Raw genomic sequence first — 25,354 nt, 5'->3', positions numbered from 1 at the left:
GAAGAACCAAGGGGGCACCGTTGACTCACAGGAACTGAACTCGACGGTTCAATCGTTCCCGCCGAGCCAGCCTTCACCCATGAGGCCTGACTATGTGGAAACTTTCATGTAGAGCAGCAGGGAGATCGCGCACAAGCCCGTATCCGGGCGCTCCCGACGGCGGAAACTGCAGGAGAAAGGACGCCTTAATCACGTTGTCGACGTCCTGGAGACCTCGCGAGTGCCATTCGTCCAGGAACGCCACCACGCCCCGCCAGTCCAGATCACTATTGGTTCCGCTTTCCTCGCTCGCGATGAACGACTTTACTATCTCCGGCGTCACCTCGACTGCGAAAAAGACGTAAGCGAATCCTGCGTCCGACTCGTCGAGGTACGGTTCAAGCGGGTCCTGAAACCAGGGGAACTTCTCCGCAAGATCACGCGCAAACTGGTCCGTGCGATCCACGAAGTAGGTGTCCGCGCCCGAGGCTGCAAGGCGCACCAGTAGCTCTTGGGCATCAACGGCAGTCAGGCCGAGACCCTTGGCTAGCACGACACAGGTCTCGACAACAGATAGTCCGGATGCCCTCAGCCCCAGAGCCATTTCCGACGTATCCAGTCGAGCGCCAGCGTCCACTCGCTTGGCCAATTCCGCCGCGAGGCCGTCCAACTCGCTTCTCGGTCTCATGCTCGCTCCACGCTGAATCCAAGACTACCGGGCTTTCGAGCAGCACCGCCCTCAAAAAGCCGGGCGTAGGACTTCTGAAGTAGTATTGAAATGTGTCCGCACTGCATGACGACTCCGTCCAGTCCGGAGGGCGCCGAGCAGGAGGCTGGCGAGGCTAGCTCGCTGAGTTTGGGCGATGGTGACCAGAAGTCGAGCCACGAGTAGCGCCCGCGACGTCAGATCTGCTGGGTTAAGTTCGCGAGCACGAGTCACCCAAGCTGACCGACTGACCGCCCGGCCTGAGGCCCGGGCGTCGCGTCCGGTACTTATCCCCGCTCCCCCGAGACCGTCCAGCATCCTGAGTCAACTGGTGGAGCGGGGCGTCGTGTCCACTCCGAGCGGTCAGCCCCTTCCCACCAGTCCGGGATCGGTTCCTCGTACAACATGACGGTCGCCCAGAAGAACCCGGTTTCGTGCAACGAGATATCTGTCGCGCTCGTCATGTCGAGATGGCCCCACTGCGCGTTGATCCGAGCCACGGCCTCTCCGAGTGACAGCGCGTTCCTGCCGATCAACTCCTCCAGGATGTCAACGACCAAAGCGGCTACCTCGGCTGACACGGGAAATGTGAGCCAGCCAGCTCGAAACTCAGTCACATCATCCCCGTACGCAGGTCGGCACAACTGGATACGGCGACCCGCGCATCATCGCGCACCTCGTCGCACCCGCCGACCGGTTCGGCCGGGTGATGATCAGGCGACGATGTACCTGTGGTCGCCAATGGTGACCTCGACGCTCAGGGTCCCACCCAGGGCCTGGGCATAACGGCGCAGGGTGTCGAGACGCGTGGACTCGGCTCCGCCGGACTCAATCTGGGATACACGGTTCTGCCCGACGTGCATCCGCTCAGCCAGCTCGGCCTGAGTCAGATCCATCTGGGCGCGCAGCTCACGCAGCTGGAAAGCACGCTGCCGTGCCAGCAGCCCAGCCTCAGCGGCGGCAAGCTTGTCCGGGTCGACCGGCCGAGCACGGTCCAGGTCGTCAAGATTCCTGGTCATCGTTCCCCTCCTTCTCCTGGAGACGCTGCAGGTGCACGTCGTAGCGGTCATCAGCAAGCCCGATCGCAGTGCGGTACCAATCTTGCCACCGCCCGGCCTTGTCACCGGCGACCAGCAAGATCGCCGACCGAGACGGGTCGAACGCAAACAACACCCGCAACTCACTGCGGCCCGACGAACCGGGCCTCAGTTCCTTCATGTTCTTGTGCCGCGACCCCACGATTGAGTCCACCAACGGGCGCCCGAGCTGCGGCCCCCGGTCACGTAACACGTTGATCGCAGCACGGACCTGGACGAAGGAATCCTCGTCCAATCCGACCAGCCACTCGAACACCGCCTCATCTATCTCCACATCCCGAGCCAACTTATCAGGATATCGTGATGTTCTGATAGTGCGAGTGGTAACGAGCTTGGACCGCCCGACGTCGGTCTGAGTGCATGTAGACAGACTCAGGTGCTCGCCTGGTCCTCCTGGCCGCTCTCGACCGCCGCGAGGCGTTCCTCGAGCACCCGGATCCGGTCGTACAGGTCCACCAGCGTCGCGCCATTGGCGACCACTCCCGGCCGGTTGCGGTGCCGGCGGACGAAGTCCTCACGGGTCTCCCCCGCCGCCTGCTCGAAGCCACTGGCGGTTCCCTGGGCCGCCGACGGCGGAAGACCCGGGCCGACCTTCTTCTGCTGGCGCGTGATGAGCACGCCGCCGAAGATCACCGCGAGCAGCGCGCACAGCGGGATCAACAGCCAGACCAGATCGTTCGCAGACATGGCGCCAGGCTAGCGTTGACCTGCGGCTTCGCGGCACTACTTATGCGACCTACCGCGCCACCAGGTCCGGCAGCTCGGCCCCCGCCGGCGCACCCGAGCGCAGGTGGCACGTCGTGCGTGATGAGCACCACCGAGAACCCCAGCCGCTCGCGCAGCTCCATCACCTGCTCCAGGATCTGGCGCTGCATCACGTCCGTATCGTGGGGGCATGTCCGAAGCGACCGAGCAGGCTGCCCCGAAGGCCAAGCGACCCACCCGCGCCCACCGCCGGGAGGAGATCCTGGCCGCGGCCACCCGGGTGTTCGGCTCCAAGGGCTACCACCAGGGCTCGCTGGTCGACGTCGCCGCCCAGGTCGGGATCACCCACGCCGGCGTGCTGCACCACTTCGGCAGCAAGGACAAGCTGCTGTGGGAGGTGCTCGAGTACCGCGACCGCGTGGACGTGCAGCACCTGGAGGGCAAGCACATCCCCGGCGGGATGGACCTGTTCCGGCACCTGGTCACGACGGCGCGGCTGAACGCCGACCGGCGCGGCATCGTGCAGGCGTACGCGGTGCTGACCGGCGAGTCCGTGACCGACGGCCACCCGGCGTCGAGCTGGGTCGCGCAGCGGTTCTCCGTGCTGCGCGGCGAGATCGCGCAGGCGGTGGGCGAGATCGCGCGGGAGCGCGACGTCAACCTGCCCGACGGCGAGGCCGAGCGCGCCGCCAACGCCGTCATCGCCGTCATGGACGGCCTGCAGCTCCAGTGGCTGCTGGACCCGGACGCCGTCGACCTCGCCGAGGCCACCAGGTTCGCCATCGAGTCGGTCCTGACGGCGACGCTGGGCGCCGCCGTGCAGATCGCGGACTCCTGACCGGAGCGGTCGTCGGGCGGGCGGCGGCGGCTCGCGCCGCCGCCCGCGCTACCACTCGGTCTTGAGCCGCTCGTGCTCCGTCGTGCTCGGCGGCACGTCCATCTTCTGCAGCGTGAACCCCATGATGTCGCTGAACACCGGCGCCGCGACGTCACCACCGAAGATCGAGCTGTGCGGGCTCTTGAGGAAGACGCCGACCGTGTAGCGGGGGTCGTCGGCCGGGGCGACGCCGATGAAGGACGCCATGAACGTCCAGCCGTTCCCGGCGGGCATCTGCGCGGTACCGGTCTTGCCCGCCACCCGGTAGCCCGGCACGGCGGCCTTGACGCCGGTACCGCCGTCCTCGGTCACGGCCTCCATCATCCGCAGGAGGGTGTCGGCGGTGTTCTCCGAGATCACCCGGTGCCCGGGAGCGCGCTCCGCCGGCGTCGTCTCGCCGTCCGGGCTGGTCGAGCCCTCGAAGAGCGTGGGCGTCATCCGCACACCGCCGTTCGCGACCGTGGAGAACACGCTGGTGGCCTGCATGGCGTTGACGGACAGGCCCTGCCCGAACAGCACCGTGTACTGCGTGCGGCCGTCCCAGTCCGCGACGTCGGCGGGCGGCATCAGGCCCACGGACTCGCCCGGCAGGCCCAGGCCGGTCGGCTGCCCGAAGCCGAACTTCTCCAGGTAGTCCTGACGCTCCTGGATCGGGATCTTCTCGCCGACCTGCACGGTCCCGGTGTTCGACGACTGGGCCAGCACGCCCGTGAGGGTCAGCCGCTGCACGGGGTGCTGGTGCGAGTCGTGGAACGTCTGCCCGTTCGGCGTCGTGTAGCTGTACGGCACGGTGAACCGGCTGTCCGGGTTCCAGTGGCCGCCCTCCAGGGCCGCGGCCATGGTGACCACCTTGCCGGTCGAGCCGGGGTCGAAGACGTCCTTCACGGCGCGCGAGCCGCCCGCGACCGCCGATGTGGACCGGTCGTTCGGGTTCACCGAGCCCGAGTCGGCGAGCGCGACGATCTCGCCCGTGCGCGTGTCCTGCACGATCGCTATGCCGTACTCCGCTCCGGAGCTCCGCTGCGCCTCGTCGACGGCGTCCTGCGCCTTCCACTGGATGTCGTGCACCAGCGAGAGCTGCACGTCGTCGCCCGGCACCGCCGGGACCGACTCCTGGCCGGCCGCGGGGATGCGCAGACCGTCAAGGCTGCGCTCGTACGTGTCCGAGCCGGCGGTGCCAGCGAGCAGGTCGTCGTACGCCGCCTCGATGCCGCCCTGCCCGACCTGCTCGTCGTTCACGAACCCGACCAGCGAGCCCGCGACCGTGCCCGCGGGGTAGGTGCGGCGCGAGGTGAGGTCGGTCCGGACGTAGGCACGGATCTCCAAGGCGGCGATGGCGCGCTGTACCTGGGGCACCACGTTCTTGGCGAGCACCTTGTAGCGGGACTTGCCCACGAGCTGGGCCGCGAGCTCGTTCTTGGGCACGTCGAGGATCGGCGAGAGGAGCTGGGCGATGCCCAGGGCGCCGTCCTCCAGCCCGCGGCTCGCGCCGCGGAATTCCTGGATCGCCACTGGGTCGCCGACCACCGTGTACCGGTCGACCGACGTCGCGAGCACCACGCCGTTGGCATCCGTGATGTCGCCGCGGTGCGCCGGCGTGACGGCCGTTGCGGTGCGGGCCTGCTCGGCCGTCGAGGCGAGGCTCGGCCCCTCGATCAGCTGCACCTGGACGAGCCGCACCAGGAAGATCAGCACCACCACGGCCGCGATCCCGACGAGCCACCGCTGCCGGATCTCCGGGCGGCCCGGGCGCGGCGGCAGCGGCCTGGCCACCCGGGAACGGGCGGGCCGGGGCTGCGCCCGGGCCGGGCGGGGGCCTGCGGGCGCCTGGAAGCCCAGCCGCGTGCTCGACGCGCGCGGCTGGGGCTTCTTGGGCTGGGCCTTCTTCGGCTGAGCCTTCTGGGATTGGGCCTTCTTCGGCTGACCCTTCTGGGATTGGGCCTTCTTGGGCCGGGCCTTGTCGGGCTGCGGCTTCTGGGGCTGGGCCTTGCGCGGCTGGTCGGCGGCCGGCTTGCGCGGCGCCCCGCCCGCCTGCTTGCGCTGCGGGGACGCGGCCTGCTTGCGCTGCGGGGACGCCGCCTGCCGAGGAGCGCCCTGCCCCCGACCGGGCTGGCCCGTGCGCGGCTGCGCGGAACGGGGGCCGGCAGCGCGCCCCGACGGGGTGCGCTGCCGGCCCGAACCCGACGTCGGCCGAGTCACTGGTCCGTACCCTTCACCACCTTGCCGGTACGGATGCTGACCATGGTCGGGTTCTCCGCCGGGACCATGCCGAGGCTGCGGGCCTTCGCGGGCAGGTCCGTCTCGGCCGCGCTCAGGTCCTCCTGGAGGCCCTGCACGTCCTGGGCGGTCTGCGCGACCTCGCCCTGCAGCTGCGACATCTCGTAGGAACCGCGAGCGAGCGTGGTGTTCAGGACCAGCACCGCGACGAGCGACACGATCATCAGCGTGGCGCACAGCACGAGGAACGGCACGCGGCTCTTCGCGTGCAGCGGCGCCCGGACGACGTCCAGGCGGCGGCCACGCTGGGCCGCGCCCCCGGAGATCGCGGTCAGCGGGGCCCGGCGGGTGCGGGGAAGCTCGGCGGGACGGGCGGCGCGGGCCGTCGCAGCGGTCATGGCACTCATCGGCGGTCCTCCTTCGGGTGATGCTGGGTGGTGCGGTTGCGCAGGTGCTCGGGGGTGGGACGCAGGCGCCGTGCGGCGCGCAGCCGGACCGAGGCCGAGCGCGGGTTGCGCTCCAGTTCCTCGGCGTCGGCCTCCTCCGCGCCCCGGGTGAGCGCCTCGAGATAGGGCTTGTGCGTCTCCGGCTCGACGGGCAGCCCGGACGGTGCGGACGACGTCGTGCCCTGCGCGATGGCGCGCTTGACGATCCGGTCCTCCAGCGACTGGTACGACTCCACGACGATCCGGCCGCCGACGGCGAGCGCCTCGATCGCGGCGGGCACGGCACGCTCGAGCACCTCGAGCTCGCCGTTCACCTCGATCCGCAGTGCCTGGAACGTGCGCTTGGCCGGGTGGCCGCCCGTCTTGCGGGTGGCAGCGGGGATGCTGGCCCGCAGCAGGTCGACGAGCTCGCCGCTGCGGTCCCACTCCCGCTCCGCCCGACGGCGGACGATGGCCTTCGCGATCCTGCTCGCGAACCGTTCCTCGCCGTACTCCCGCAGGATCCGCGCGAGGTCGCGCTCGTCGTACGTGTTGAGCACGTCGGCCGCCGTCAGCTCCTGGGTGGAGTCCATGCGCATGTCGAGCGGCGCGTCCTGGGCGTACGCGAAGCCCCGCTCGGCCTCGTCGAGCTGCAGGGACGACACCCCGAGGTCCATGAGCACGCCCTGCACGGAGCCTGCGGCGTGCTCCTCGACCACGTCGCCGATCTCGTCGTAGACCGCGTGCACCGGCGTGAACCGGTCACCGAACCGCGCCAGCCGGGTGCCCGCCAGAGCGAGCGCCTGCGGGTCGCGGTCGATGCCGATGACGCGGGTGGTCGGGATCTGCTCCAGGACGGCCTCGGTGTGGCCGCCCATGCCGAGCGTGCAGTCCACCAGGACCGAGCCGGGCTCGGTGAGGGCGGGCGCGAGCAGGTCGACGCACCGCTGGAGCAGCACCGGGAGGTGGCGGTCGGCGGCGTCGCTGTGGGTTCCTGGACGGTTGTCGGTCGCGTTCATCGGTGTCTCCTTTCCTGCGTCGTGCTCTCTCGCCGTCCGGTCAGGTCTCCCTCCGCACGGTTCCGGCGGCGGGGAAGTGCGCCGGATCCTGCGGGAGGAGGCCTGGCCGTACGGCCGCCTGCCTCGCCCTACCCTGGAAGCCTGCTTAAAAACTCAGCCCGGGGAAGATCTCCTCGGCCTGATCGATGTAGTCGGGTTCGGTCTGCTCCTGATATGTGGCCCAGGCCTGTACGTCCCACACCTCCACGCGGGTACCGACCCCGATCACGACCACTTCGCGATCCAGGCCGGCGTACTCGCGCAGGTGTGTCGGGATGGAGACCCGGCCCTGCTTGTCCGGCACTTCGTCGCTCGCTCCCGCCAGGAAGTTTCGCGTGTAGTCCCGTGCGGCCTTGCTCGTCACCGGCGCCTGCCGGATCTGCGTATAGATCTGCTGGAACTCGTCCATCGGGAGAAGAAAGAGGCACCGCTCCTGCCCCTTGGTCATCACCAGACCGCTGGACAGTCGCCCCCGGAACTTGGCGGGAAGGATCAGGCGGCCCTTCTCGTCGAGCTTCGGGGTGTACGTGCCGAGAAGCAGGCCCAGACTCGCGAAACCTTCTGCCATCGCAGTCATGGGCCAGCACCTCCTCTCGCTCCCGCGTACTCCACGCTACTCCACTTTCCACCACCACACTCGGAAAAAGCGTGGGGAGAACTACCCACCGACCCTCAATGCGCAGGTCAAAGAGGTAAAGAGCGGGTGGAGGGAATTCGTGTCCGGCGTGGCGTGGAATGTCGGGGTCCCGAGCCCCCGGCCGCACTCTCCCAACGGTCCCGTGCCCTGGCAGGGGGCCGATCCGGTAGACCAATTCACCTTCTCGGACCTGTGAAGACCGCGTGATGCACCCAACAGAGTGCTTTACATCCCGACTAGGCTGGATCAGCCGGGCGAGCTCCAGCCGCCCCGGCTACCGCCCGGCGCGCCCGCGCCTGATACCGGCCTGATTACCCGGCCTGATGGAGGTCTCCCCCTGTGCACACGGAACCCGCCACGCCTGGCCTCGCGGAACCGCACTTCGGCGGCGCTGCCGCCCCGCAGGCTGCTCCCGGACCCGTCGCGCTGGACGAGCTGGTCGAGACGATGGCCCGAGTCCGCGGAGCCGTTGAGTCCGTCGTGACGGGCCGGCCGGGACTGGCCGACATCACGCTCGCCGTCCTGCTGGCCGAGGGCCACCTGCTCGTCGAGGACGTCCCCGGCGTCGGCAAGACGACGCTGGCCAAGGCGATCGCCCGCAGCATCGACTGCCACGTGGGCCGCATCCAGTTCACCCCGGATCTCCTGCCGAGCGACCTCACCGGCGTCAACATCTTCCGCACCGGCAGCCACGAGTTCGAGTTCCGGCCCGGCCCGGTGTTCAGCAACATCGTGATCGGCGACGAGATAAACCGCGCGTCCCCCAAGACGCAGTCGGCCCTGCTGGAGTGCATGGAGGAGGGCCAGACGACCGTCGACGGCACCACCCACCAGCTCCCCCGGCCGTTCCTCGTGGTCGCCACGCAGAACCCGGTGGAGATGGAGGGCACCTACCCCCTGCCCGAGGCGCAGCGCGACCGGTTCATGGCCCGCATCACGGTGGGCTACCCCGACACCGACGCCGAGATCCTCATGCTCGACCGGCAGGAGACGAGCACGCCGCTGGCCCACCTGAAGGCCGTCACCGACGGGCAGTCGATGCTGCGGTTCTCGCAGCTCGCGCGCTCGCTGTACGCGTCGCCGTCGGTCAAGCGGTACGTGGTGGGGCTGGTCGGCGCGACGCGCGAGCACCCGGGCCTGCGGCTGGGCGCCTCCCCCCGCGCGTCGCTGCAGCTCCTGCGCGCCGCGAAGGCGATAGCGGCCATGGCGGGCCGCGACCACGTGCTGCCCGACGACATCCAGCGGCTCGCCCGGCCCGTCCTGTCCCACCGCCTGATCCTCACGACCGAGGCCCGGCTCAGCGGCGTCACGCCCGAGACCCTCGTGGACGAGATAGTGCAGCGCACGCCGGTGCCGGCACTCGAGCCCGCCGACCGGCGCCAGTACTGAGCGGCCGAGGCGAGACGCACATGAGGTGGCGTGACACGCTCGCACGGATCAGCCGGGTCCGGCTGACGCCCCGTGGCATCGGGGCGGCCTGCCTTGGCGGGGCGCTGGTCCCGCTCGGGCTGGTGCTCGCCCTGCCTGACCTCGTCGGGCTGGGCGCCGCGGCCCTGCTCGCGGTGGCGGTGGCCTGGGTGGGCATCGGGACCCAGCGGCTCGAGGCCGGACGGGGCGCCCTGCGCGTGACGCGCGTCGTGGTCCCCAACCCCGTGGTCCGCGACCGGACGGCGGACGTCAGCCTCCTGGTCGCCGCCCACCAGGCCAGCGGCGCCGCGTACGAACGGCTGTCCCGGCTGCGCCTGTCCGAGCAGGCGGCGCACGAGCTCGCGGGCCACCAGGGCATCCGGGCGCGCGTCTCGGCGCGGGCCGACCGGATCACCGTGCACTACTCGCTGACCCCGACGCGGCGCGGGCGGTGGTCGCTCGGTCCGCTGCTGACCACCCGCACCGACGTGTTCGGCCTGGTCCGCGCCACCCAGCCCCTCGGCAGCGCGACGCACGTGCCCGTGTGGCCGCGCACCGTCGAGCTCGCCGTCCGCACCCGGTCGGTGGGCGACGTCGACCACTCGGCCACCGGCGCGCGCCTGCAGTCGTCCGACGACTCCGTGCTGCGCGAGTACGTCGCGGGCGACGACCCGCGCCGTGTCCACTGGGCAAGCGCCGCCCGCCGGGGCCAGCTCATGGTCCGCGCCGACGAGAGCGCCGGCGTCCGCCCGGTGACGGTCCTGCTCGACCGCTCGCTGCTGCCGCACTGGCAGGACGCCGGCGGCCCGCGCCGTCCCGCGGCCGTGGACGACGGCGAGTGGGCCGTCGAGCTCGCAGCCTCGATCGCCACCTCGTTCCTCGACGCCGGGCACCCGACGCGCCTGCTGACCACCACCGTGGCGCCCACGCTCGAGAGCGTGCGGTTCGCGACCACGCGCGCGAGCCGGTCCGCCCTGCTCGACGCCTGCGTCGACATCCGCGGACACCGCGGTGCCGCCGAGGGGCATCACGCCACGAGCACCACCGCCCGGGCGCTGCGGCTGGACCGCACCCCTGGCGAGATTGTCATCGCAGTGCTCGGCCCGCACGACCCGGACGCCCGGCGCAGCCTCGCGGCCCTGGGCGCGGAGGGCACGTGCTGGGCGCTCCTCGTGGCTCCCCGCGGAGCCGGCTTCCAGCACGAGCTCGACGAGACCTTCGCCGAGCTCCGCGCCTCCAGCTGGCACGTCAGCACCACGGAGTCCCGCACCGACCCGGAACGTGCCTGGGCCCTGCTCGCGGAGCGTGCGCTGTGATCCCCACCCACCGCGGACCGCTCGTCCGCACCGTCGCCTCGGCCGTCCTGGTCGTCATCGCGGTCATTGCGTCCATGCACGCGCTCACCCTCGTCATCGACCCCGGGCCCTGGCTGACGGCCGGCACCACCGGCGTCATCCTCGTGTCGGCCACCAGCTGCCTGGTGCGGTACCTGCTGATCCGCGCCGCCGTCGACCGGGCGGCCGTCCGCCGCGCGGCCGGCCAGGGCGTGAGCGCCGACCGGGCCGCCGACCGCGCGTCGGGCAGCGCCTCGTTCGTCGCGACGGCGGCGGGCGCCATCGTCGCCTTCTGGTTCGTCCTCGCCCGCTACGGCGGCCCGGGCCAGCGCTTCGAGCCGTTCGTGGGGCCGGACGCCTTCGACCAGGTCCTCGAACGGTTCCGCCAGGCCACCGAGACGATGAGCACGCAGGTCGCGCCCGTGGGGCCCGACGAGGCCATCAGCATGGTCGCCGTGGGCGGCACGCTGCTGGTGTTCCTCGTGGTGGACTCGCTCGCCGGCGCCCGGATGCCCGGCTTCGCCGGCGTGCCGCTGCTGCTCCTGTGGACGCCGCCGCTCACGCTCATCGGCGAGGTCCCGTGGCAGGTCTTCGTCATCAGCGTCACCGCGATGCTCCTGCTGCTCACCGTCGACCCCGTGGGTGTGACGCCCGGCCGGCACCGCGATGCCGACTCGGCCGCGGTCCGCCGTGCGCAACGCTTCCGCTCCTGGATCACGGCGGGTACGGCGGTGGCGGTCGCCGCCGCATCGCTCGGCGTCGCGACGGGCATGGCCACGCTGCCCGCGCTGGCGGGGACCTGGAACCAGCTCATCTCCACGCCGTCCAACACGGTCGAGCTGTCCTCCGAGCTCGACATGCGCCAGCCCTTGAGCGCCCGCTCGGCCAGCACCGTCCTGACGTACACGATGGCCGACGGCGACCCGAGCGGCCCGCTGCGCGTCATGACCCTCACGGCGTTCGACGGCGTCCAGACCAACCGGAACGTCCCCAGCGGTGGCATGGCGGAATTCGACTCGTCCACGCTCCTGGCGCCCGAGGGCGAGGACGCGACCGGCGAGGGCCGCCGGATGGACGTCCGGATCGGACAGCTCACGGGCGCCGAGCTGCCGCTGCCGCTCGAGCCCCGGTTGGTCGACGTCGAAGGCGACTGGGGCTATGACGCTCTCCGCGACGAGGTGCGCAGCTCGGCGGGCACGGGCCCCGGGGCGGAGTACAGCGTCGAGATCATCGACCGTCAGCTCACCCCCGACCTGCTGCGGGCCGCACCTCTGTCCGGCGACCCGCGGTCTGCCGGCTTCACCCTGGTGCCGGACACCGAGCACCGGGACGACATCGCCAACTACGCCCGGGAGATCGCCGGCGACGCGCCGACCCGGTTCGACGCGGCTGTCGCGCTGCAGAACCACCTGCGGTCGGGTCAGGGGTTCGTCTACAACCCGGACGCCGACTACCGGGGATCGTCCGACACCGTCTGGGACTTCCTGCAGAACAAGGAGGGGTACTGCACGCAGTACGCCCTCTCGATGATGGTCATGGCCCGCACCCTCGGCATCCCCGCCCGCATCGGCATCGGCTGGCTGCCCGGCAGGTCCGACGGGCAGGGCGGCTTCCGGGTCACCGGCCAGGACTCGCACGCCTGGCCCGAGATCTACTTCCCGTCCGTGGGCTGGGTCCGGTTCGAGCCGACGCCGCAGGTCCAGACGGGCCCGCTGCCCTCGTACGCGAACCCGGGCGTCGGCAGCGCCCCCAGCTCCGCGCCCACGCCCACGCGGGCCAACGAGGTACCCACACAGCGGCCGGCCCAGGATCCCGAGCAGTCGGACCCGGCGGCCGGCGCGGACGCCTCGCCCGGCAACGAGGTGTCCGACCAGACGCTGCCCGGCTGGGCCTGGGTGGTAGCGATCATCGTCGCCCTGGGCGTGCTCGGCGGGGCCGCATGGCTCCTGCTGCGCCGGCGCACGGAGGCGGAGGTGCTCGACCCGGAGCGGGCCTGGTCGCGCGTCCTGGCGCTGCTCGCCGAGCAGGACGTGCGGCTGGGCCCGTCGATCACCCTGCGCCGCGCGCCGGCGTTCATCGCTGACGAGGTGCGGACCCGCACGGGCACTCCCCTGCCCGACGACATCGCGGAGCGCCTCACCGCGCTGGCCGACGCCGCCGAGGAGGAGCGCTACGCCCGCCGTCCGACGTCGCCCACCGCCGCCGAGCTGGAGGAGCTCACCACGACGGTGACCACGGAGCTGACCGAGGTCCTCACCCGCCCCCGTTGAGTGCATAGACAGGAGCCGGGCCCCTGACGGGGCCCGGCTCCTGTCGTGTGCTGCGGCAGTCGCACAAGCTGTGCCTGTCACGCACATGTGTTGATGGTCCGGTCAGGGACCATCAACGTTGGTCGGTCGGCTAGCGACCGCCCTCATTGCGCCGGTTCTCCCAGCGCTCCTCGAGACGGGCGAGGAGGCCGCCTGAGCGACCACCACCGCCCTGCCGCTTACGGGGCTTACCTGCTCTCCCCTGTGGCGGCTGGACCGTGCCGTCTTCGCCGACGACGCCGACCGGGCCTTCCTGCTGCTTCTTGCGCGGTCCGAGGAACGCGAAGACCACGCCCGCGAACATCAGCACGAAGCCGATGGCCCCGAGCCAGGTCCACGAGTTCGCCGCACCGACGACAAGTAGAACTAGGCCGACGACAACGCCGGCCCCGGACAGCACGTAGCGCAGCGCGTTACCACGGCCTGTGGACTGGAGCGTGTTCGCCAGCCGCGGGTCGTCTGACGTCAGAGCACGCTCCATCTGCTCCAGCACCCGCTGCTCGTACTCGGACAGAGGCATCGAGACCCCCGGATCTCGCAAAGGAACAGTGTCCCTTCCAGGATAGGACGACCCGGCCGTCGTTGGTAGTCGACATCCCGGGCATACCACTGACTATAGGGGCAGATCAGTAAAGATGCGTGCCGTTCTTGTGATGTACACCCAGGTCGATCGCGGTTTTCCCGAACTTCTCCCGCACCGCGTCGAGCGCAAGTTCAGCCTCTCGCTGCGCCCCGGAGCGCGGGTCGACGGCCTCCTCGAGCGTCGGCTGCTGCGCGGATCCCTCTCGTTGCTGGAGATTCTCGGCCCGCACGCCGACCAGCCGCACCGGCAGACCACCCAGGTCGACGCCGGCGACGAGCTCGCGGGCCACGCCGTAGATGTCCCGCGCGACGTCCGTGGGGTCCTCCAGTGTTCGCGATCGGGTGAATGTCACGAAGTCGCTGGAACGCACCTTCACCGACACCGTCCGCGTCATCACGCCCTGATGCCTCAGGCGGGCCGCCACCCGGTCGGAGAGCTCCAGCACCCGCCGGCTCACCGCCACGGTGTCGTCCTGGTCCGTCCCGAAGGTCGTCTCGGCGCCGATGCTGTGCTCGCGATGCTCGGGCACCACGGGGCGCGGGTCGCGGCCCCACGCGAGGTCGTGCAGGTGGGCACCGCTGACCCGGCCGACGGCGGCTTGCAGGCTCCCCAGGTCCGTCTGCGCCAGCTCCTCGACCGTGGTGATGCCCCACGCCGCGAGGGACTTCTCCGTCTTCTCCCCGACGCCCCACAGCGCGCCGACGGGCAGCGTGTGCAGGAAGTCCACGGTGGCCTGGACCGGCACGAGCATCAGCCCGTCGGGCTTGGAGTGGGTCGAGGCCAGCTTCGCCACGAACTTGTTCCGCGCGATGCCGACCGAAGCCGTCACCCCGTGCTCGATCTCGATCCGGCGGCGCAGCTCGGCCCCGATCACCGTGGGCGGGCCGAGCCGCCGTCGGGCACCGCTCACGTCCAGGAACGCCTCATCCACGCTGATCTGCTCCACGAGCGGCGTGACCTCCTGGAGCATGCCCATGACCGACCGGGAGACGTCGTGATACAGGCTGTGGTCCGGCGGGACCACGGTGGCCTGCGGGCACAGCAGGCGCGCCCGCGTCATCGGCATGGCGGACCGCACGCCGAACGCACGCGCCTCGTAGGTGGCCGCCAGCACCACCCCGCGCTCCTGCCCGCCGACGATCACCGGCAGCCCCCGCAGCTCCGGCCGCCGGGCCAGCTCGCAGGACGCGAAGAACGCGTCCATGTCCAGGTGCAGGACCGAGCAGCCGGACTCGTCCGACCCCCAGTCGCGTCTCGCTGCCGCTGACCGCGGCCCCTTGCTCACCGACGTGCTCCGTTCCTGCTGTTGCTCAGCACTTGTCTGCCCAGCGCTCCGCGGGTCGCGCGGCCGAGGTACGGCTCACGCCAGGCGCGCGGGCGCCGCCTACGACGCCTCGGGCACCAGGGTCAGGCGCTGCGTCGAGAACCCCGCCTGCGGGTCCACGAGCATCGCCACCTCGTCCCGGAAGTCTTCAGCGCACGCGAGCAGCTCGTCCGCTCGGGCGGGCTCCACCTGCTCCGGACGGCCCGCATCGACCGCCGCACGTAGGGGCGCGCCGGCCGCGAAGTACCCGGACCAGGCTGCCAGGTCCGGCTCCGCGTGCGCGAGCATGTCCCACACCGTGCGCGCGCCCGAACGCGCCGACGGACGCCCGCGGAGCGCCACCACGGCGGCCGCCGAGCGGATGGCCGCGAGATGCGCGTGCACGAACCGGTCACCCGGATCGGCCGAACGCGCCGCCTCGGCCAGCTCCGCGTCCGCCTTGCGCAGCAGAGCGCTCACGCCCGGCGGGACCGCGCGCGGCACGAGCATGCGCGCCGAGACAACGTCACGCCCGCCCTGAGAGTGCATGGTGCCCATCTCGAACCTCCGATCGAACCCCTTGTGCGACACTATCGAACATACGTTCTATCCTGTCAAGCGACCCGCGGACCCGGGAGACACTGTGCTCATGGCCCGCCGCTCCGCCCGACGCCGCCCATCCTCCTCCGCACCACTGACACTCCCCGCCGAGCTACCCGTCGGCCCCGTGCCGATCAGCACCGGCACGGCCGAGGTCGTGCGCGACCCGGACTACCCCCAGCGGGTGACGCTGCACGTCAACGGCGTGCCGAGCTCCAGCCTCGACCTCGCCGACCCCGGGTTCCTCGACTTCGAGTACATGCAGCAGATGGCCGCCTTCGTCGCGCTCCTGCCACCCGGACCGCTCCGGGTGCTGCACCTCGGCGCGGCCGGCAGCGCGTTCGCCCGGCACGTGGAATACGAGCGGCCCGGCTCCCGCCAGCTCGGCGTCGACCTCGACGCCCGCCTCCTCGAGCTCGTCCGCGAGTGGTTCGCCCTGCCGCGCTCGCCTCTGCTGCGCCTGCGCGCCGACGACGCCGGGCGCGCGCTCGCGTCCGCACGCGACGCGTCCTACGACGTGGTGGTCCGCGACGTCTTCGCCGGGGACCGCACGCCCGCGCACCTGGTGGGTACCGGGTTCGCCGCCGAGGCCCGCCGGGTGCTCCGCCCCGGCGGCGTCCTGCTGGTCAACTGCGCCGACAAGCCGCCGCTGACCACGGCCCGGCGCGAGGTCGCGAGCCTGGCCCAGGCCTTCGGGCCCGGCGCCGCGGCCGACGGCAGGCTCGCCGCCGTCGCCGAGCCCGCGATCCTCAAGGGCCGCCGCTACGGCAACCTGGTCCTGGCCGCCGTCCGGGAGGTGCCACAGCGCCCTCCGGCGGACGACCAGGCCGCCGGCAGGCCGGACGACCGGCAGTACGCCCCGCACGACACACAGGACGCCGCACACGGCCCCTCAGGCCCCGACACCGCCGTCGAGCACACCGAGCAGCCGGACCTGCGCGACCCCCGCCTGGGGCGCGCCCTGCGCACGCTCGCGGTGCCCGCCACGCTCCTGGCCGGCGCGGACGCCGCGGCGTTCGCCGGCACCGCCGCGCCGCTGGAGACCCCGGCCCTCTGACCGGACGCGAAAAAGGCCGCCCTCCCGAAGGAGGGCGGCCCTGTTCACGAGCTACCTCAGAGCGGAACCACTGCTTCCGCCTGCGGACCCTTGGGGCCCTGCGTGATCTCGAACTCGACCCGCTGGGCCTCCTCGAGAGACCGGTACCCGTTGGACTGGATCGCGGAGTAGTGCACGAAGACGTCGGCACCGCCGCCGTCCTGGGCGATGAACCCGTAGCCCTTCTCCGCGTTGAACCACTTCACAGAACCCTGCGCCATGCTGTCCTTCGACCTTCCGTCCGGGATCCGGCGGCGGGCCCGTTGCCCACCCCCGTGCCGCAATGCTTTCCCCGCTTGCTCACGACACGGCGGACGTGGCCTTGGTACGTCACTGCAACGAGCGCCAGTGTGGCACGTACCACTCAGATGTGCCACGGAACAGGCACATTTCTGCCGCAGATATGACACACCGGCCCGCGGATGCCCTGTTCAGAGAGGTTCGGGCAGGTCAGGGTGTGCGCCTCGGCCTCCGGCTCGGGCCGCCGCTGTGCGGCTCAGACCCGCGGATAAGCCGGCGGAATGCACGCGGCGCGCGCCCCGTGACCAGGGCGCGCGCCGCGTGAGACAGCTCCCGCTCAGTCGCCGTTCTGCTGAGCGAGAAACCGCTCGAACTCCGCGCCCAGCTCGTCCGCGCTGGGGATCGGCGTGGTCTCGGCGAGCAGGCTCGGCTTGCCGATGGAACGCGCGAAGGCGTCGTACTGCTCCTCCAGCGCCTTCACGACCGCGGCGATCTCGGCCGACTCGGCGACCTGCTTCTCCACCTCGATCTTCGCGTCGGTGGCGGCCTCCTCCAGAGCCGGGACCGCCAGGTCGAGGCCCGTGGCCCGCTCCGTGTGGTGCAGCGCGACCACCGTCGCCGGCGGGTACTGCGACTGCGAGAGGTAGTGCGGCACGTGGACCGTGAAGCCCAGCGCGTCGTGGCCCGCCTCGCCCAGCCGGTACTCGAACAGCGCGGCCAGCGAGCCCGGCACCTTCACGCTGCCGAACCACGAGGTGTAGTCGTCGACCAGGCCGGGCCGCGTGGCGTGCGCCGTCAGGGACAGCGGGCGGGTGTGCGGCAGCCCCATCGGGATGCCCTGGATGCCCACCACGAGGCTCACGCCGAACCGTTCGACGAGCTGGATCAGCCCGGCGACGACGCGCTCCCACTGCAGGTCGGGCTCGGCGCCGTGCAGCAGCAGGAAGCCGGTGCCCTCGGCGTCGGTCAGGTGGTCGATCGCCAGGTAGGGCGCCTGGTAGTCCGCCCAGCGGTCCGAGTCGAAGATCATGGTCGCTCGCTTGGAGCGGTAGTCGAGCAGCTGGTCGATGTCGAACGTCACCAGGCGCTCGACCCGGAATTCGTCGATGAGGTGCTCGACGGCGATGTCGCCCGCGCTGCCGGCGTCCACGAAACCGCGGACGGCGTGCAGCAGAACAGGCCCGTCGGTGCTGCCGGGCACGCTGCGACCCAGCGTGCGCCCGACCGCTGCCTCGTCGACGTCGTAGATGCCCTGGGGGTCAAGCACGTGCGCTCCCTCGCTCGTCGGAGTGGTCCCGATCACCCGGTAACCATCGGGTGTCCAATCAGGTCCAACGCCATGACGGCCGGGTGTCTTCCCGTTACGCCCTCAGCGTCGCGCGAACTCTACCGACCGGGCTCCTACCGGCCAGGAAGCCGGACCACGGAGACGAAGAAGTCGTCGATCTGGCGGACCACGTCGATGAAGCGGTCGAAGTCCACGGGCTTGGTCACGTAGGCGTTCGCGTGCAGCGAGTAGGAGCCCACGACGTCCTCCTGGGCGTCCGACGTGGTGAGCACCACCACGGGGATGTGCCGCAGCATGGGGTCGCCCTTCGCGACGGCGAGCACCTCCATGCCGTCCATCTTCGGCAGGTTGAGGTCCAGCAGCACCAGGTCCGGGGTCGGGGCGGTCGCGTACTGCCCCTGCTTGCGCAGGAACTCCAGCGCGCTCACGCCGTCGCCGACCACCGAGACGTTGTTGGGGACACGGTGGTCCTCGAACGCCTCCCGGGTCATCAGGACGTCGCCCGGGTCGTCCTCCACGAGGAGGATCTCCATCACCTTCTGACCGCTCACGCCCGTGCCCGTCTTCTGAATTCGGCTGCGAGGGGGTCCCCTCGTCGCGACCCGTCGTCGGCCCTGGTCAGGCCTTCTCATCCGAGCGTAGTCGACTGCGCCCGTTCGGTCGAAAGCCGCCCCGAGGCCGGCTGCCCCTGACGCCGAGCCAGGGTGAACCGCACGATGGTGCCGCCCCCGGCCGCCGGCTCGATCCAGATCCGGCCCTTGTGGTACTCGACGATCCGTTTCACCAGCGACAGGCCGATGCCGGTGCCCGCGTACTGCTCGCGCGAGTGCAGCCGCTGGAAGATGACGAACACCCGCTCCGCGTACTGGGCGTCGATGCCGATGCCGTTGTCCACCACCGAGATCTCCCAGTGCGCGCGCATGCTGCGTACCTCGATGCTCACGGTGGGCGGCCGGTCGGGGTGGCGGAACTTCAGCGAGTTGCCGACCAGGTTCACGAACAGCTGCTGCAGCAGGGCGCGCTCGCCGTGCACCACCGGCATCGGGTCGTGGACGATCTCGGCGCCCGTCTCCCGGATCCGTTCGGACAGCTCGGCCAGCGCGGCCGCCAGCACGCCCTCGAGGTCGACATCCTCCCGTGGCACGCCGGTCCGGCCCACCCGGGAGAAGCTCAGCAGGTCCTGGATGAGCCGCTGCATGCGCTTGGCGCCGTCCACCGCGAACTCGATGTACTGGTCCGCGCGGTCGTCGAGCGACCCGCCGTACCGCTTCTGCAGGAGCTGGGTGAAGCTCGCGACCTTGCGCAGCGGCTCCTGCAGGTCGTGCGAGGCCACGTAGGCGAACTGCTCCAGGTCGCGGTTGGACCGCTCCAGCTCGCGCGCCTGCTCGCTGAGCGCGTTGCGCGCGTTCTCGACCTCCTCGTGCGACAGCCGGATCTCCTCCACCTGGTGGACCAGGTCGCGGCGCATGTTCTCCACGTGCATGGCGAGCAGCGCCACCTCGCCGGCGCCCACGGGCCGGATCTCGCGCCGGATCCCGCCGCTGCTCACCACCCGCACGGCGGCCGTCAGCTCGGTCAGCGGCCGGATCACCCAGCCCTCCAGGGCCAGCCACATCATGGTGCCCATGAGCACGACGACGAGCACGAGCGTCGACACCGCGCCCAGCAGGAGCTGCTCCCATATCGTGCGGGTGGCCACTATCTCGTCCCGCTGCGCGCTCAGCTTCGCCAGGTAGTTCACGACGGCGGAGCGCGCGCCCTCGTACAGGGCCGCGCCCTCGGTGGACGACGGAGCCGTGACCAGCAGCTCCGTCCGGCAGTCGATCTGGCTGGCCGGCGCCGCGCCGACGGCGGCGACCAGGGGTTCGGCGTACTGGTCGAACCAGGCGTCCGTGCGGCGCAGCGCCTCGTCGTAGGCGACGATGACCTCGGCCTCGTCGGCCAGGGCGCGCCGTTCGACGTCGGCCAGGAGCATGATGCGGCCGCTCGACCCGACCGCCCGCGTCCACGGCTCGAGCGCGGCGGGATCGCACGTGGCCCGGTAGGCGCGCAGCGACGCGTCGGCGTCGGCCAGGGCGATCGACGCGCGCTCGCCGTCGACCAGCGCCCGGTAGTACGGGCCGTCGGCCTCAGCGTCGAGGCCGCGCGACTGCACCAGGGCGAGGATCGCGACCGCCAGCGCGAGCACGAGCATCGCGGCCACCGCGCCGAGGAGCCTGGCGAGCCGGCGGCGCATGGAGACACCGGTGAACCGGTGCTCGTCGGGCACGAGCGTCATGCCCGCGACCACTCCACCGAGTCGGCCAGCGTCGAGGTCCGTTCGGCGGGACCCGTCGCGCCGGCGCCGGCCCAGCCGACGAAGAGCAGCGCCGCGTCGTCGACCAGGGGGCCGCCGTGCAGCTCGCGGACGCGGCGCAGCACGCGCGTGACCACCTCGTCGGTGCCCTGGTCCATCTCGCGCTCCACGACGCTGCGCAGGCCGTGCGCGCCGAGGCGCGGCATCCGCCCGTGGGCACTGGGTGCGAGGACCGGCGTGCCCTTCGGGTCGGCGCCGACGGCGGCCTCCACGAGCCCGTCCGTGTAGAGCACCGCCGTCCACACCTCCGGCAGCTCGACGGTGTGCGCCGTCCAGCCGCCGTCCACCGGAATGCCCAGGGCACGGCCGCGGCGGGCCGACGACAGCTCCTCGCAGTGGTGGGTGACCAGCACCGCCGCCTCGGCCGAGACCTGGGGCACCACGAGCAGCGGCGGCAGGTGCCCGGCGAGGTAGACGTCCATGCGCCGGCGGTCCGGCGAGATCACGGCCTGGCAGATCGTGACGAACACCTCGGGCCGGCCGCGCTCCGCCAGGAGCACCCGCTCCAGGAGCGGCAGGACGTCGTCGGCGGGGGTGTCCGCCAGGACGAGGGTGCGCCACGCCGTCCGCATGGCCGCACCGAGGGCCGCCTCGTCCGGGCCGTGCCCGGCGACGTCGCCGATGACCGTGACGAGCGTGCCGTCGGGGCGCTCCACCGTGTCGAAGAAGTCGCCCCCGAGCAGGCCGTTCCCGCCGGGCAGGTAGCCCACCATCACCGAGACCCGCTCGTCGGTGACCAGCTCCTTGGGCAGGAGCGCGCGCTCCAGCCGCGTGGTCTCGGCGGCGCGCACCTCGCTGCGGAACAGCGCGATCTGCTGGGCCGCGGACCGCCGCCGCAGCGTCGCGTAGCGCAGGCAGCGCGCCAGCGTGTCGCCGTCCACGTCGCCCTTGACGAGGTAGTCGTCGGCCCCGTTGGCGACGGCGGCGGCGCCGAGGTCGTGCGCGGTGTTGCCGGTCAGCACGACGACGGCGGGCTGCGTCGGCAGGACGTCGATGCCGTCGATGACGCGGCGCAGGGCGCCCAGCCCCTCGGCGTCGGGCAGGCCCAGGTCGAGCAGCAGGCAGTCCACCGACACCATCGACAGGATCCCGAGCGCCTCGTCGACGGACCGGGCGCGGTGCAGGTCCGCCCTCAGATCGGCCTCCACGTCGGCGTCCGCGAGCAGCTCGCTCACGAGGAACGCGTCGGCGTCGTCGTCCTCGACGAGGAGGACCGAGATCGGACGGTCGATCCAGGACGGGCGCGCCTCGGATCCGGACCCGCCTCCGGGCCCCGCAGTTCCAGCCCCGCCCAGTGCCATGGCGGCGATCCTATCCAGCGAGATGACGCCGTGTCAGCGGAGAGGCCGCGAGGTGCGCGATAATGGTCGGCCGGTTGTTTGCGACCGAAGCTTTTTCGCAGGTGGGACCACGGAGGTAGGGCGTGACGGGAATCGCGGGCGAGCTCGCCCACGAGCAGGCAGTCGTCGACACGATGTACGTCCGGTTGGACACTCTTCGCGGCACCACCGCGAACCGCCTGCGGGACGTGCGCCTGGCGGGTGCCCAGGGAACACACCAGAACCGCAGCGAGCGCGACGCGTTCGCCACCCTCTACGAGGACCGGGCCGCGCAGCTCGACGCCGTCGAGGACCGGCTGGTCTTCGGCCGCCTCGACCTGGCCGACGGCGCCACGCGGTACGTCGGGCGCATCGGCCTGACCGACGCCGAGCACCGCTCGATGCTGACCGACTGGCGCGCCCCGGCGGCCGAGGCCTTCTACCGGGCCACGGCGCTGCACCCGGGCGACGTCCACCGGCGTCGCCACCTGGTCACCAAGGGCCGCTCGGTGACGGGTCTGGAGGACGAGGTGCTGGACCTCGACGCGGAGATCGACGCCGACGCGCTGTCCGGCGAGGGCGCGCTGCTGGCGGCGATGGCCCAGGGCCGCACGGGCCGGATGACCGACATCGTCGCGACGATCCAGGCCGAGCAGGACCGCATCATCCGCTCCGACCTGACCGGGGCGCTGGTGGTCCAGGGCGGCCCGGGCACGGGCAAGACGGCGGTGGCGCTGCACCGCGCCGCGTACCTGCTGTACGCCCACCGGCGTCTGCTGGAGCGCTCCGGCGTGCTCGTGGTGGGTCCGTCCAGCGCGTTCCTGCGCTACATCGACCAGGTGCTGCCGTCGCTGGGCGAGACCGGCGTCGTCTCGACGACTGTCGGCGACCTCATCCCCGGGATCCGGGCGACCGCCGTCGACGAGGGGCAGGTGGCCCGGCTCAAGGGTCTGCTCCTGTGGCGCAATGTCGTGCGGCGGGCGGTCCGCGCGCGCGAGCGCGTCCCGGAGCAGGAGGTCGCGGTGCGGGTCGAGGGGCACGACTTCGTGATCCGGCCCCGGGACGTCAGCGACGCGATAGCCCGCGCGCGCCGCACGCACAAGCCGCACAACCTGGCGCGCGGCGCGTTCGTGCGCGACATGCTCGACCGCCTCACCGACCAGTACCGCGACTTCACGGGCGACCCGCTGTCGGGCGAGGACCGCGCGTCGGTGTTCGAGGACCTGCGGTCGGACCGCGCGGTCCGCGTGGCCCTCAACATCGCCTGGCTGCCGATCACGCCCGAGAAGCTCGTCAGCGACCTGTACGCCAAGCCGCACCGGCTCGCCGAGGCCGCCCCCGAGCTGACCGTGCGCGAGCGGCGCCTGCTGTTCCGGGAGCCGGGCGCGCCCTGGACGGAGTCGGACGTGCCGATCCTCGACGAGGCGTACGAGCTGCTCGGCGAGGACGACACCGTGGCACTGGCCGAGGCCCGCAACCGCGAGGCCGAGCAGGCCCGCGAGATCGAGTACGCGCGCAACGTGCTGTCCACGACGGGTGCGGGCGACGGCCTCGTCGACGCCGAGACGCTCGCCTCGCGCTTCGCCGCGAGCGGCCCGTCCCTGACGACGGCGGAGCGCGCGGCGGGCGACCGCGCCTGGACCTACGGCCACGTGGTGGTCGACGAGGCGCAGGAGCTGTCCCCCATGGCCTGGCGCGCGCTGGTGCGCCGGGTCCCGACGCGGTCGATGACCATCGTCGGCGACGTCGCCCAGACCTCCTCGGCGGCCGGCGCGCGGAGCTGGGACCGGATGCTCACCCCGCTGCTGCGCGACGGGTGGCGGCTGGCGGAGCTCACCGTCTCCTACCGCACGCCGTCCACCGTCGCCGACACGGCCCAGCGGGTCGCGCGGGCCGCCGGCCTGCCCGTCTCGGACCTGCGCGCCGCGCGCGACGTCGAAAACTCCCTCACCGCAGTCCGCACCGCACCGGGCCCGGACGGCCGGCCGGACGACGGCGTGGTGGTCACCGAGGCCCTCGGCCTCGTCAAGGAGCTGGTCGGGCCGGACGCCGGCCGGGTCGCCGTCGTGGCCCCGCCGGACGACGTCGCGCGGCTGGCCGAGGCCGTGACCGCCGCCCTGCCCGACGCCGTCGGCGCCGCGGAGGCCGCCCGCCTCGAGGCGCAGCGCCCGGAGGACGCCCAGGTGACGGTGCTCGCGCCGCGCCAGACCAAGGGCCTGGAGTTCGACGCGGTGGTGCTGGTGGAGCCGGCCACCGTCGCCGAGGGCGGCGGCGGGACGAGCGACCTCTACGTCGCGATGACCCGCCCGACGCAGCGCCTGGTGGTCGTGCACGCGAGAGACCTCCCGGAAGGCTTCTGACAGTTCCGCCGAAGTAGAGCGCTTGTCCGGATGGCGGACGGCGCGCCGGACGCAGAGCGTGGACAAGCGCTCTACTTCGGCGGAGGCGTCCCAGCAGGCGGGACGTGGGGGGCGTTCGTTTGTTGCTTCCGGGTTACCTGGCGCACCATGGGTCCGTGCAGCGAGCCCTTCTCCTCGAGAACGTCCACCCCACCTCCGTCCCGATCCTCGAGTCGGCCGGGTACGAGGTCGACTACCGCAAGGGAGCGCTCGACGAGGACGAGCTGATCGCCGCGCTCGACGGCGTCCACCTCCTGGGCATCCGGTCCAAGACCGAGGTGACGGCGCGCGTGCTGGCCGAGTCTCGCGACCTCGTCGGTGTGGGCGCCTTCAGCATCGGCACCAACCAGATCAACCTGACCGCCGCCGCGCACCGCGGCATCGCCGTGTTCAACGCGCCGTTCTCCAACACGCGTTCCGTGGTCGAGCTGGCCATCGCCGAGATCATCTCGCTCACCCGCCGCATGACGGAGCGCGACCGCGCCCTGCACGCCGGCATCTGGGACAAGTCCGCCGAAGGCTCGCACGAGGTGCGCGGCCGCACGCTCGGCATCGTCGGCTACGGCAACATCGGCTCGCAGCTCTCCGTGCTCGCCGAGAACCTGGGCATGTCCGTCGTCTTCTACGACACCCAGGAGAAGCTGGCGCTCGGCAACGCGCGCCGCGCGGAGACGCTCGACGAGCTCCTCGAGACCGCCGACATCGTCACGCTGCACGTCGACGGCCGCTCGGGCAACGCTGGCCTGTTCGGCGCGAAGCAGTTCGCCCGCATGAAGCAGGACGCGATCTTCCTCAACCTGTGCCGTGGGTTCGTGGTCGACGTCGACTCGCTGGCCGAGCACATCCGGTCCGGGCACCTCTCGGGGGCCGCCGTCGACGTCTTCCCGGAGGAGCCCAAGAAGCGCGGCGACGCGTTCGAGTCGGTGCTGCGCGGCCTGCCGAACGTGATCCTCACGCCGCACGTGGGCGGCTCCACGGAGGAGGCGCAGGAGGCGATCGGCCAGTTCGTGGCCAAGAAGCTGAGCGACTACGTGACGACCGGCTCGACGATGCTCAGCGTCAACCTGCCCAACCTCCAGCTCGAGCACACGGGCGTCGGCCGCATCAAGCTGCTGCACCGCAACGTGCCCGGGGTGCTGGCCACGGTCAACCAGATCTTCGCCGACCACGGCGCCAACATCGAGGGCCAGATGCTCGCCACGCGCGGCGACATCGGCTACGTGGTCACGGACATCTCGGACGTGACCGAGCGTGGCGCGTCCAAGAAGCTGCAGGCGCTGGACACGACGATCCGCCTGCGCATCCGCGACGCCTTCGAGCGCCCCGAGTTCCCCCCGGGCCCGGCCGCCCGCTGACCACGTCGTTGAGTGCTGGATATTTGCGCCGCTGACCGCATCAACGGCGCAAATATCCAGCACC

At 71.7% G+C, this 25,354-nt stretch carries 23 protein-coding genes; 7 read left to right on the top strand and 16 right to left on the bottom strand.

Annotated elements, in window-relative coordinates; all coding sequences use genetic code 11:
- Nucleotides 1-73: 73 nt before the first annotated feature.
- From ACFT2C_RS23120 to ACFT2C_RS23105, 4 genes are all read right to left on the bottom strand, one after another.
- Nucleotides 74-667 carry a hypothetical protein gene (locus tag ACFT2C_RS23120; protein ID WP_377209429.1) on the bottom strand — a complete coding sequence of 198 codons (594 nt, stop codon included), beginning with the start codon at nucleotides 665-667 and terminating at the stop codon, nucleotides 74-76.
- Between the two features lie 731 nt (nucleotides 668-1,398).
- On the bottom strand, nucleotides 1,399-1,704 hold the full coding sequence (locus ACFT2C_RS23115) for a helix-turn-helix domain-containing protein (RefSeq protein WP_377209428.1): 306 nt from the start codon (nucleotides 1,702-1,704) through the stop codon (nucleotides 1,399-1,401).
- A complete protein-coding gene (locus ACFT2C_RS23110; RefSeq protein ID WP_377209427.1) occupies nucleotides 1,688-2,056 on the bottom strand; it encodes a type II toxin-antitoxin system RelE/ParE family toxin in 369 nt (122 codons plus the stop codon). The genes ACFT2C_RS23115 and ACFT2C_RS23110 overlap by 17 nt, the downstream gene beginning before the upstream one ends.
- 98 nt (nucleotides 2,057-2,154) lie before the next feature.
- Nucleotides 2,155-2,469, bottom strand: a complete 315-nt coding sequence (locus ACFT2C_RS23105) for a hypothetical protein (RefSeq protein ID WP_377209426.1) — start codon at nucleotides 2,467-2,469, stop codon at nucleotides 2,155-2,157.
- Between the two features lie 208 nt (nucleotides 2,470-2,677).
- On the opposite strand from ACFT2C_RS23105, the gene ACFT2C_RS23100 reads away from it, so the two are divergent.
- Nucleotides 2,678-3,325, top strand: coding sequence for a TetR/AcrR family transcriptional regulator (locus tag ACFT2C_RS23100; RefSeq protein WP_377209425.1), 648 nt, complete (start codon nucleotides 2,678-2,680; stop codon nucleotides 3,323-3,325).
- 48 nt (nucleotides 3,326-3,373) lie between these two features.
- Here the strand turns inward: ACFT2C_RS23100 and ACFT2C_RS23095 are convergent, their stop codons facing one another.
- The 4 genes from ACFT2C_RS23095 to mraZ all read right to left on the bottom strand — a co-directional run bounded on the left by ACFT2C_RS23095 (nucleotide 3,374) and on the right by mraZ (nucleotide 7,641).
- The gene (locus tag ACFT2C_RS23095) at nucleotides 3,374-5,563 is read right to left on the bottom strand and encodes a penicillin-binding transpeptidase domain-containing protein (protein ID WP_377209424.1); all 2,190 of its coding nucleotides are present in this window, start codon (nucleotides 5,561-5,563) and stop codon (nucleotides 3,374-3,376) included.
- Entirely contained in the window at nucleotides 5,560-5,988 is a 429-nt protein-coding gene (locus ACFT2C_RS23090; protein WP_377209423.1) for a hypothetical protein, read from the bottom strand. Before ACFT2C_RS23090 ends, ACFT2C_RS23095 begins: the two co-directional genes overlap by 4 nt.
- Nucleotides 5,985-7,025 (bottom strand): 16S rRNA (cytosine(1402)-N(4))-methyltransferase RsmH, encoded by a 1,041-nt coding sequence (rsmH, locus tag ACFT2C_RS23085; protein ID WP_377209422.1) that lies wholly within the window; start codon nucleotides 7,023-7,025, stop codon nucleotides 5,985-5,987. Before rsmH ends, ACFT2C_RS23090 begins: the two co-directional genes overlap by 4 nt.
- Before the next feature lie 145 nt (nucleotides 7,026-7,170).
- Nucleotides 7,171-7,641 (bottom strand): division/cell wall cluster transcriptional repressor MraZ, encoded by a 471-nt coding sequence (gene mraZ / locus ACFT2C_RS23080; RefSeq protein WP_377209421.1) that lies wholly within the window; start codon nucleotides 7,639-7,641, stop codon nucleotides 7,171-7,173.
- A gap of 399 nt (nucleotides 7,642-8,040) precedes the next feature.
- On the opposite strand from mraZ, the gene ACFT2C_RS23075 reads away from it, so the two are divergent.
- From ACFT2C_RS23075 to ACFT2C_RS23065, 3 genes are read left to right on the top strand one after another with little or no spacing between them, the layout of a single operon-like run.
- A complete protein-coding gene (locus ACFT2C_RS23075; protein WP_377209420.1) occupies nucleotides 8,041-9,090 on the top strand; it encodes an AAA family ATPase in 1,050 nt (349 codons plus the stop codon).
- A gap of 20 nt (nucleotides 9,091-9,110) precedes the next feature.
- Nucleotides 9,111-10,424: a DUF58 domain-containing protein gene (locus tag ACFT2C_RS23070; protein WP_377209419.1), complete on the top strand. Its 1,314-nt coding sequence runs from the start codon at nucleotides 9,111-9,113 to the stop codon at nucleotides 10,422-10,424.
- Complete coding sequence (locus ACFT2C_RS23065) at nucleotides 10,421-12,712, top strand: transglutaminase domain-containing protein (RefSeq protein ID WP_377209418.1); 2,292 nt, start codon at nucleotides 10,421-10,423, stop codon at nucleotides 12,710-12,712. Before ACFT2C_RS23070 ends, ACFT2C_RS23065 begins: the two co-directional genes overlap by 4 nt.
- A 130-nt stretch (nucleotides 12,713-12,842) precedes the next feature.
- Here ACFT2C_RS23065 and ACFT2C_RS23060 read toward each other — a convergent pair whose 3' ends face one another.
- From ACFT2C_RS23060 to ACFT2C_RS23050, 3 genes are all read right to left on the bottom strand, one after another.
- Nucleotides 12,843-13,271, bottom strand: coding sequence for a DUF3040 domain-containing protein (locus ACFT2C_RS23060; RefSeq protein ID WP_377209417.1), 429 nt, complete (start codon nucleotides 13,269-13,271; stop codon nucleotides 12,843-12,845).
- A 106-nt stretch (nucleotides 13,272-13,377) separates the two neighbouring features.
- On the bottom strand, nucleotides 13,378-14,619 hold the full coding sequence (locus tag ACFT2C_RS23055) for a DNA polymerase IV (RefSeq protein ID WP_377209416.1): 1,242 nt from the start codon (nucleotides 14,617-14,619) through the stop codon (nucleotides 13,378-13,380).
- A gap of 99 nt (nucleotides 14,620-14,718) precedes the next feature.
- Nucleotides 14,719-15,195: an SAV_6107 family HEPN domain-containing protein gene (locus tag ACFT2C_RS23050; protein ID WP_377209415.1), complete on the bottom strand. Its 477-nt coding sequence runs from the start codon at nucleotides 15,193-15,195 to the stop codon at nucleotides 14,719-14,721.
- A gap of 169 nt (nucleotides 15,196-15,364) precedes the next feature.
- Between ACFT2C_RS23050 and ACFT2C_RS23045 the strand changes: the two genes are divergently transcribed.
- A complete protein-coding gene (locus tag ACFT2C_RS23045) occupies nucleotides 15,365-16,294 on the top strand; it encodes a spermidine synthase (RefSeq protein ID WP_377209414.1) in 930 nt (309 codons plus the stop codon).
- Nucleotides 16,295-16,350: 56 nt separating this feature from the next.
- On the opposite strand, the gene ACFT2C_RS23040 is transcribed toward ACFT2C_RS23045, so the two are convergent.
- From ACFT2C_RS23040 to ACFT2C_RS23020, 5 genes are all read right to left on the bottom strand, one after another.
- Nucleotides 16,351-16,554: a cold-shock protein gene (locus tag ACFT2C_RS23040; RefSeq protein WP_020016705.1), complete on the bottom strand. Its 204-nt coding sequence runs from the start codon at nucleotides 16,552-16,554 to the stop codon at nucleotides 16,351-16,353.
- 356 nt (nucleotides 16,555-16,910) lie between these two features.
- Nucleotides 16,911-17,840, bottom strand: a complete 930-nt coding sequence (locus ACFT2C_RS23035; RefSeq protein WP_377209413.1) for a proteasome assembly chaperone family protein — start codon at nucleotides 17,838-17,840, stop codon at nucleotides 16,911-16,913.
- 134 nt (nucleotides 17,841-17,974) lie between these two features.
- Nucleotides 17,975-18,394 (bottom strand): response regulator, encoded by a 420-nt coding sequence (locus ACFT2C_RS23030; RefSeq protein WP_377209439.1) that lies wholly within the window; start codon nucleotides 18,392-18,394, stop codon nucleotides 17,975-17,977.
- 95 nt (nucleotides 18,395-18,489) lie between these two features.
- Nucleotides 18,490-20,139, bottom strand: a complete 1,650-nt coding sequence (locus ACFT2C_RS23025; protein WP_377209412.1) for an ATP-binding protein — start codon at nucleotides 20,137-20,139, stop codon at nucleotides 18,490-18,492.
- Nucleotides 20,136-21,518, bottom strand: a complete 1,383-nt coding sequence (locus tag ACFT2C_RS23020; RefSeq protein WP_377209411.1) for a PP2C family protein-serine/threonine phosphatase — start codon at nucleotides 21,516-21,518, stop codon at nucleotides 20,136-20,138. Before ACFT2C_RS23020 ends, ACFT2C_RS23025 begins: the two co-directional genes overlap by 4 nt.
- A gap of 122 nt (nucleotides 21,519-21,640) precedes the next feature.
- On the opposite strand from ACFT2C_RS23020, the gene ACFT2C_RS23015 reads away from it, so the two are divergent.
- Both ACFT2C_RS23015 and serA read left to right on the top strand, forming a co-directional pair.
- Nucleotides 21,641-23,896 (top strand): HelD family protein, encoded by a 2,256-nt coding sequence (locus ACFT2C_RS23015; RefSeq protein ID WP_377209410.1) that lies wholly within the window; start codon nucleotides 21,641-21,643, stop codon nucleotides 23,894-23,896.
- 155 nt (nucleotides 23,897-24,051) lie between these two features.
- Nucleotides 24,052-25,290, top strand: coding sequence for a phosphoglycerate dehydrogenase (serA, locus tag ACFT2C_RS23010; RefSeq protein ID WP_377209409.1), 1,239 nt, complete (start codon nucleotides 24,052-24,054; stop codon nucleotides 25,288-25,290).
- Nucleotides 25,291-25,354: the final 64 nt, after the last annotated feature.

Origin of the sequence: Promicromonospora sp. NPDC057138 (genome assembly GCF_042670845.1) — a bacterium.
In the GTDB taxonomy this organism is placed as follows: Bacteria; Actinomycetota; Actinomycetes; order Actinomycetales; family Cellulomonadaceae; genus Promicromonospora.
The sequence above is the reverse complement of the archived record's forward strand: the minus strand, read 5'-3'. Positions and strand labels throughout refer to the sequence as shown.

Excerpts from the sequence above, each read along its gene's own strand:
- ACFT2C_RS23120 (WP_377209429.1), bottom strand. The coding sequence starts at position 667 with ATGAGACCGAGAAGCGAGTTGGACGGCCTCGCGGCGGAATTGGCCAAG.
- ACFT2C_RS23115 (WP_377209428.1), bottom strand. The coding sequence starts at position 1,704 with ATGACCAGGAATCTTGACGACCTGGACCGTGCTCGGCCGGTCGACCCG.
- ACFT2C_RS23105 (WP_377209426.1), bottom strand. The coding sequence starts at position 2,469 with ATGTCTGCGAACGATCTGGTCTGGCTGTTGATCCCGCTGTGCGCGCTG.
- ACFT2C_RS23100 (WP_377209425.1), top strand. The coding sequence starts at position 2,678 with ATGTCCGAAGCGACCGAGCAGGCTGCCCCGAAGGCCAAGCGACCCACC.
- ACFT2C_RS23090 (WP_377209423.1), bottom strand. The coding sequence starts at position 5,988 with ATGAGTGCCATGACCGCTGCGACGGCCCGCGCCGCCCGTCCCGCCGAG.
- rsmH (WP_377209422.1), bottom strand. The coding sequence starts at position 7,025 with ATGAACGCGACCGACAACCGTCCAGGAACCCACAGCGACGCCGCCGAC.
- mraZ (WP_377209421.1), bottom strand. The coding sequence starts at position 7,641 with ATGACTGCGATGGCAGAAGGTTTCGCGAGTCTGGGCCTGCTTCTCGGC.
- ACFT2C_RS23070 (WP_377209419.1), top strand. The coding sequence starts at position 9,111 with ATGAGGTGGCGTGACACGCTCGCACGGATCAGCCGGGTCCGGCTGACG.
- ACFT2C_RS23060 (WP_377209417.1), bottom strand. The coding sequence starts at position 13,271 with ATGCCTCTGTCCGAGTACGAGCAGCGGGTGCTGGAGCAGATGGAGCGT.
- ACFT2C_RS23050 (WP_377209415.1), bottom strand. The coding sequence starts at position 15,195 with ATGGGCACCATGCACTCTCAGGGCGGGCGTGACGTTGTCTCGGCGCGC.
- ACFT2C_RS23040 (WP_020016705.1), bottom strand. The coding sequence starts at position 16,554 with ATGGCGCAGGGTTCTGTGAAGTGGTTCAACGCGGAGAAGGGCTACGGG.
- ACFT2C_RS23030 (WP_377209439.1), bottom strand. The coding sequence starts at position 18,394 with ATGGAGATCCTCCTCGTGGAGGACGACCCGGGCGACGTCCTGATGACC.
- ACFT2C_RS23025 (WP_377209412.1), bottom strand. The coding sequence starts at position 20,139 with ATGACGCTCGTGCCCGACGAGCACCGGTTCACCGGTGTCTCCATGCGC.
- ACFT2C_RS23020 (WP_377209411.1), bottom strand. The coding sequence starts at position 21,518 with ATGGCACTGGGCGGGGCTGGAACTGCGGGGCCCGGAGGCGGGTCCGGA.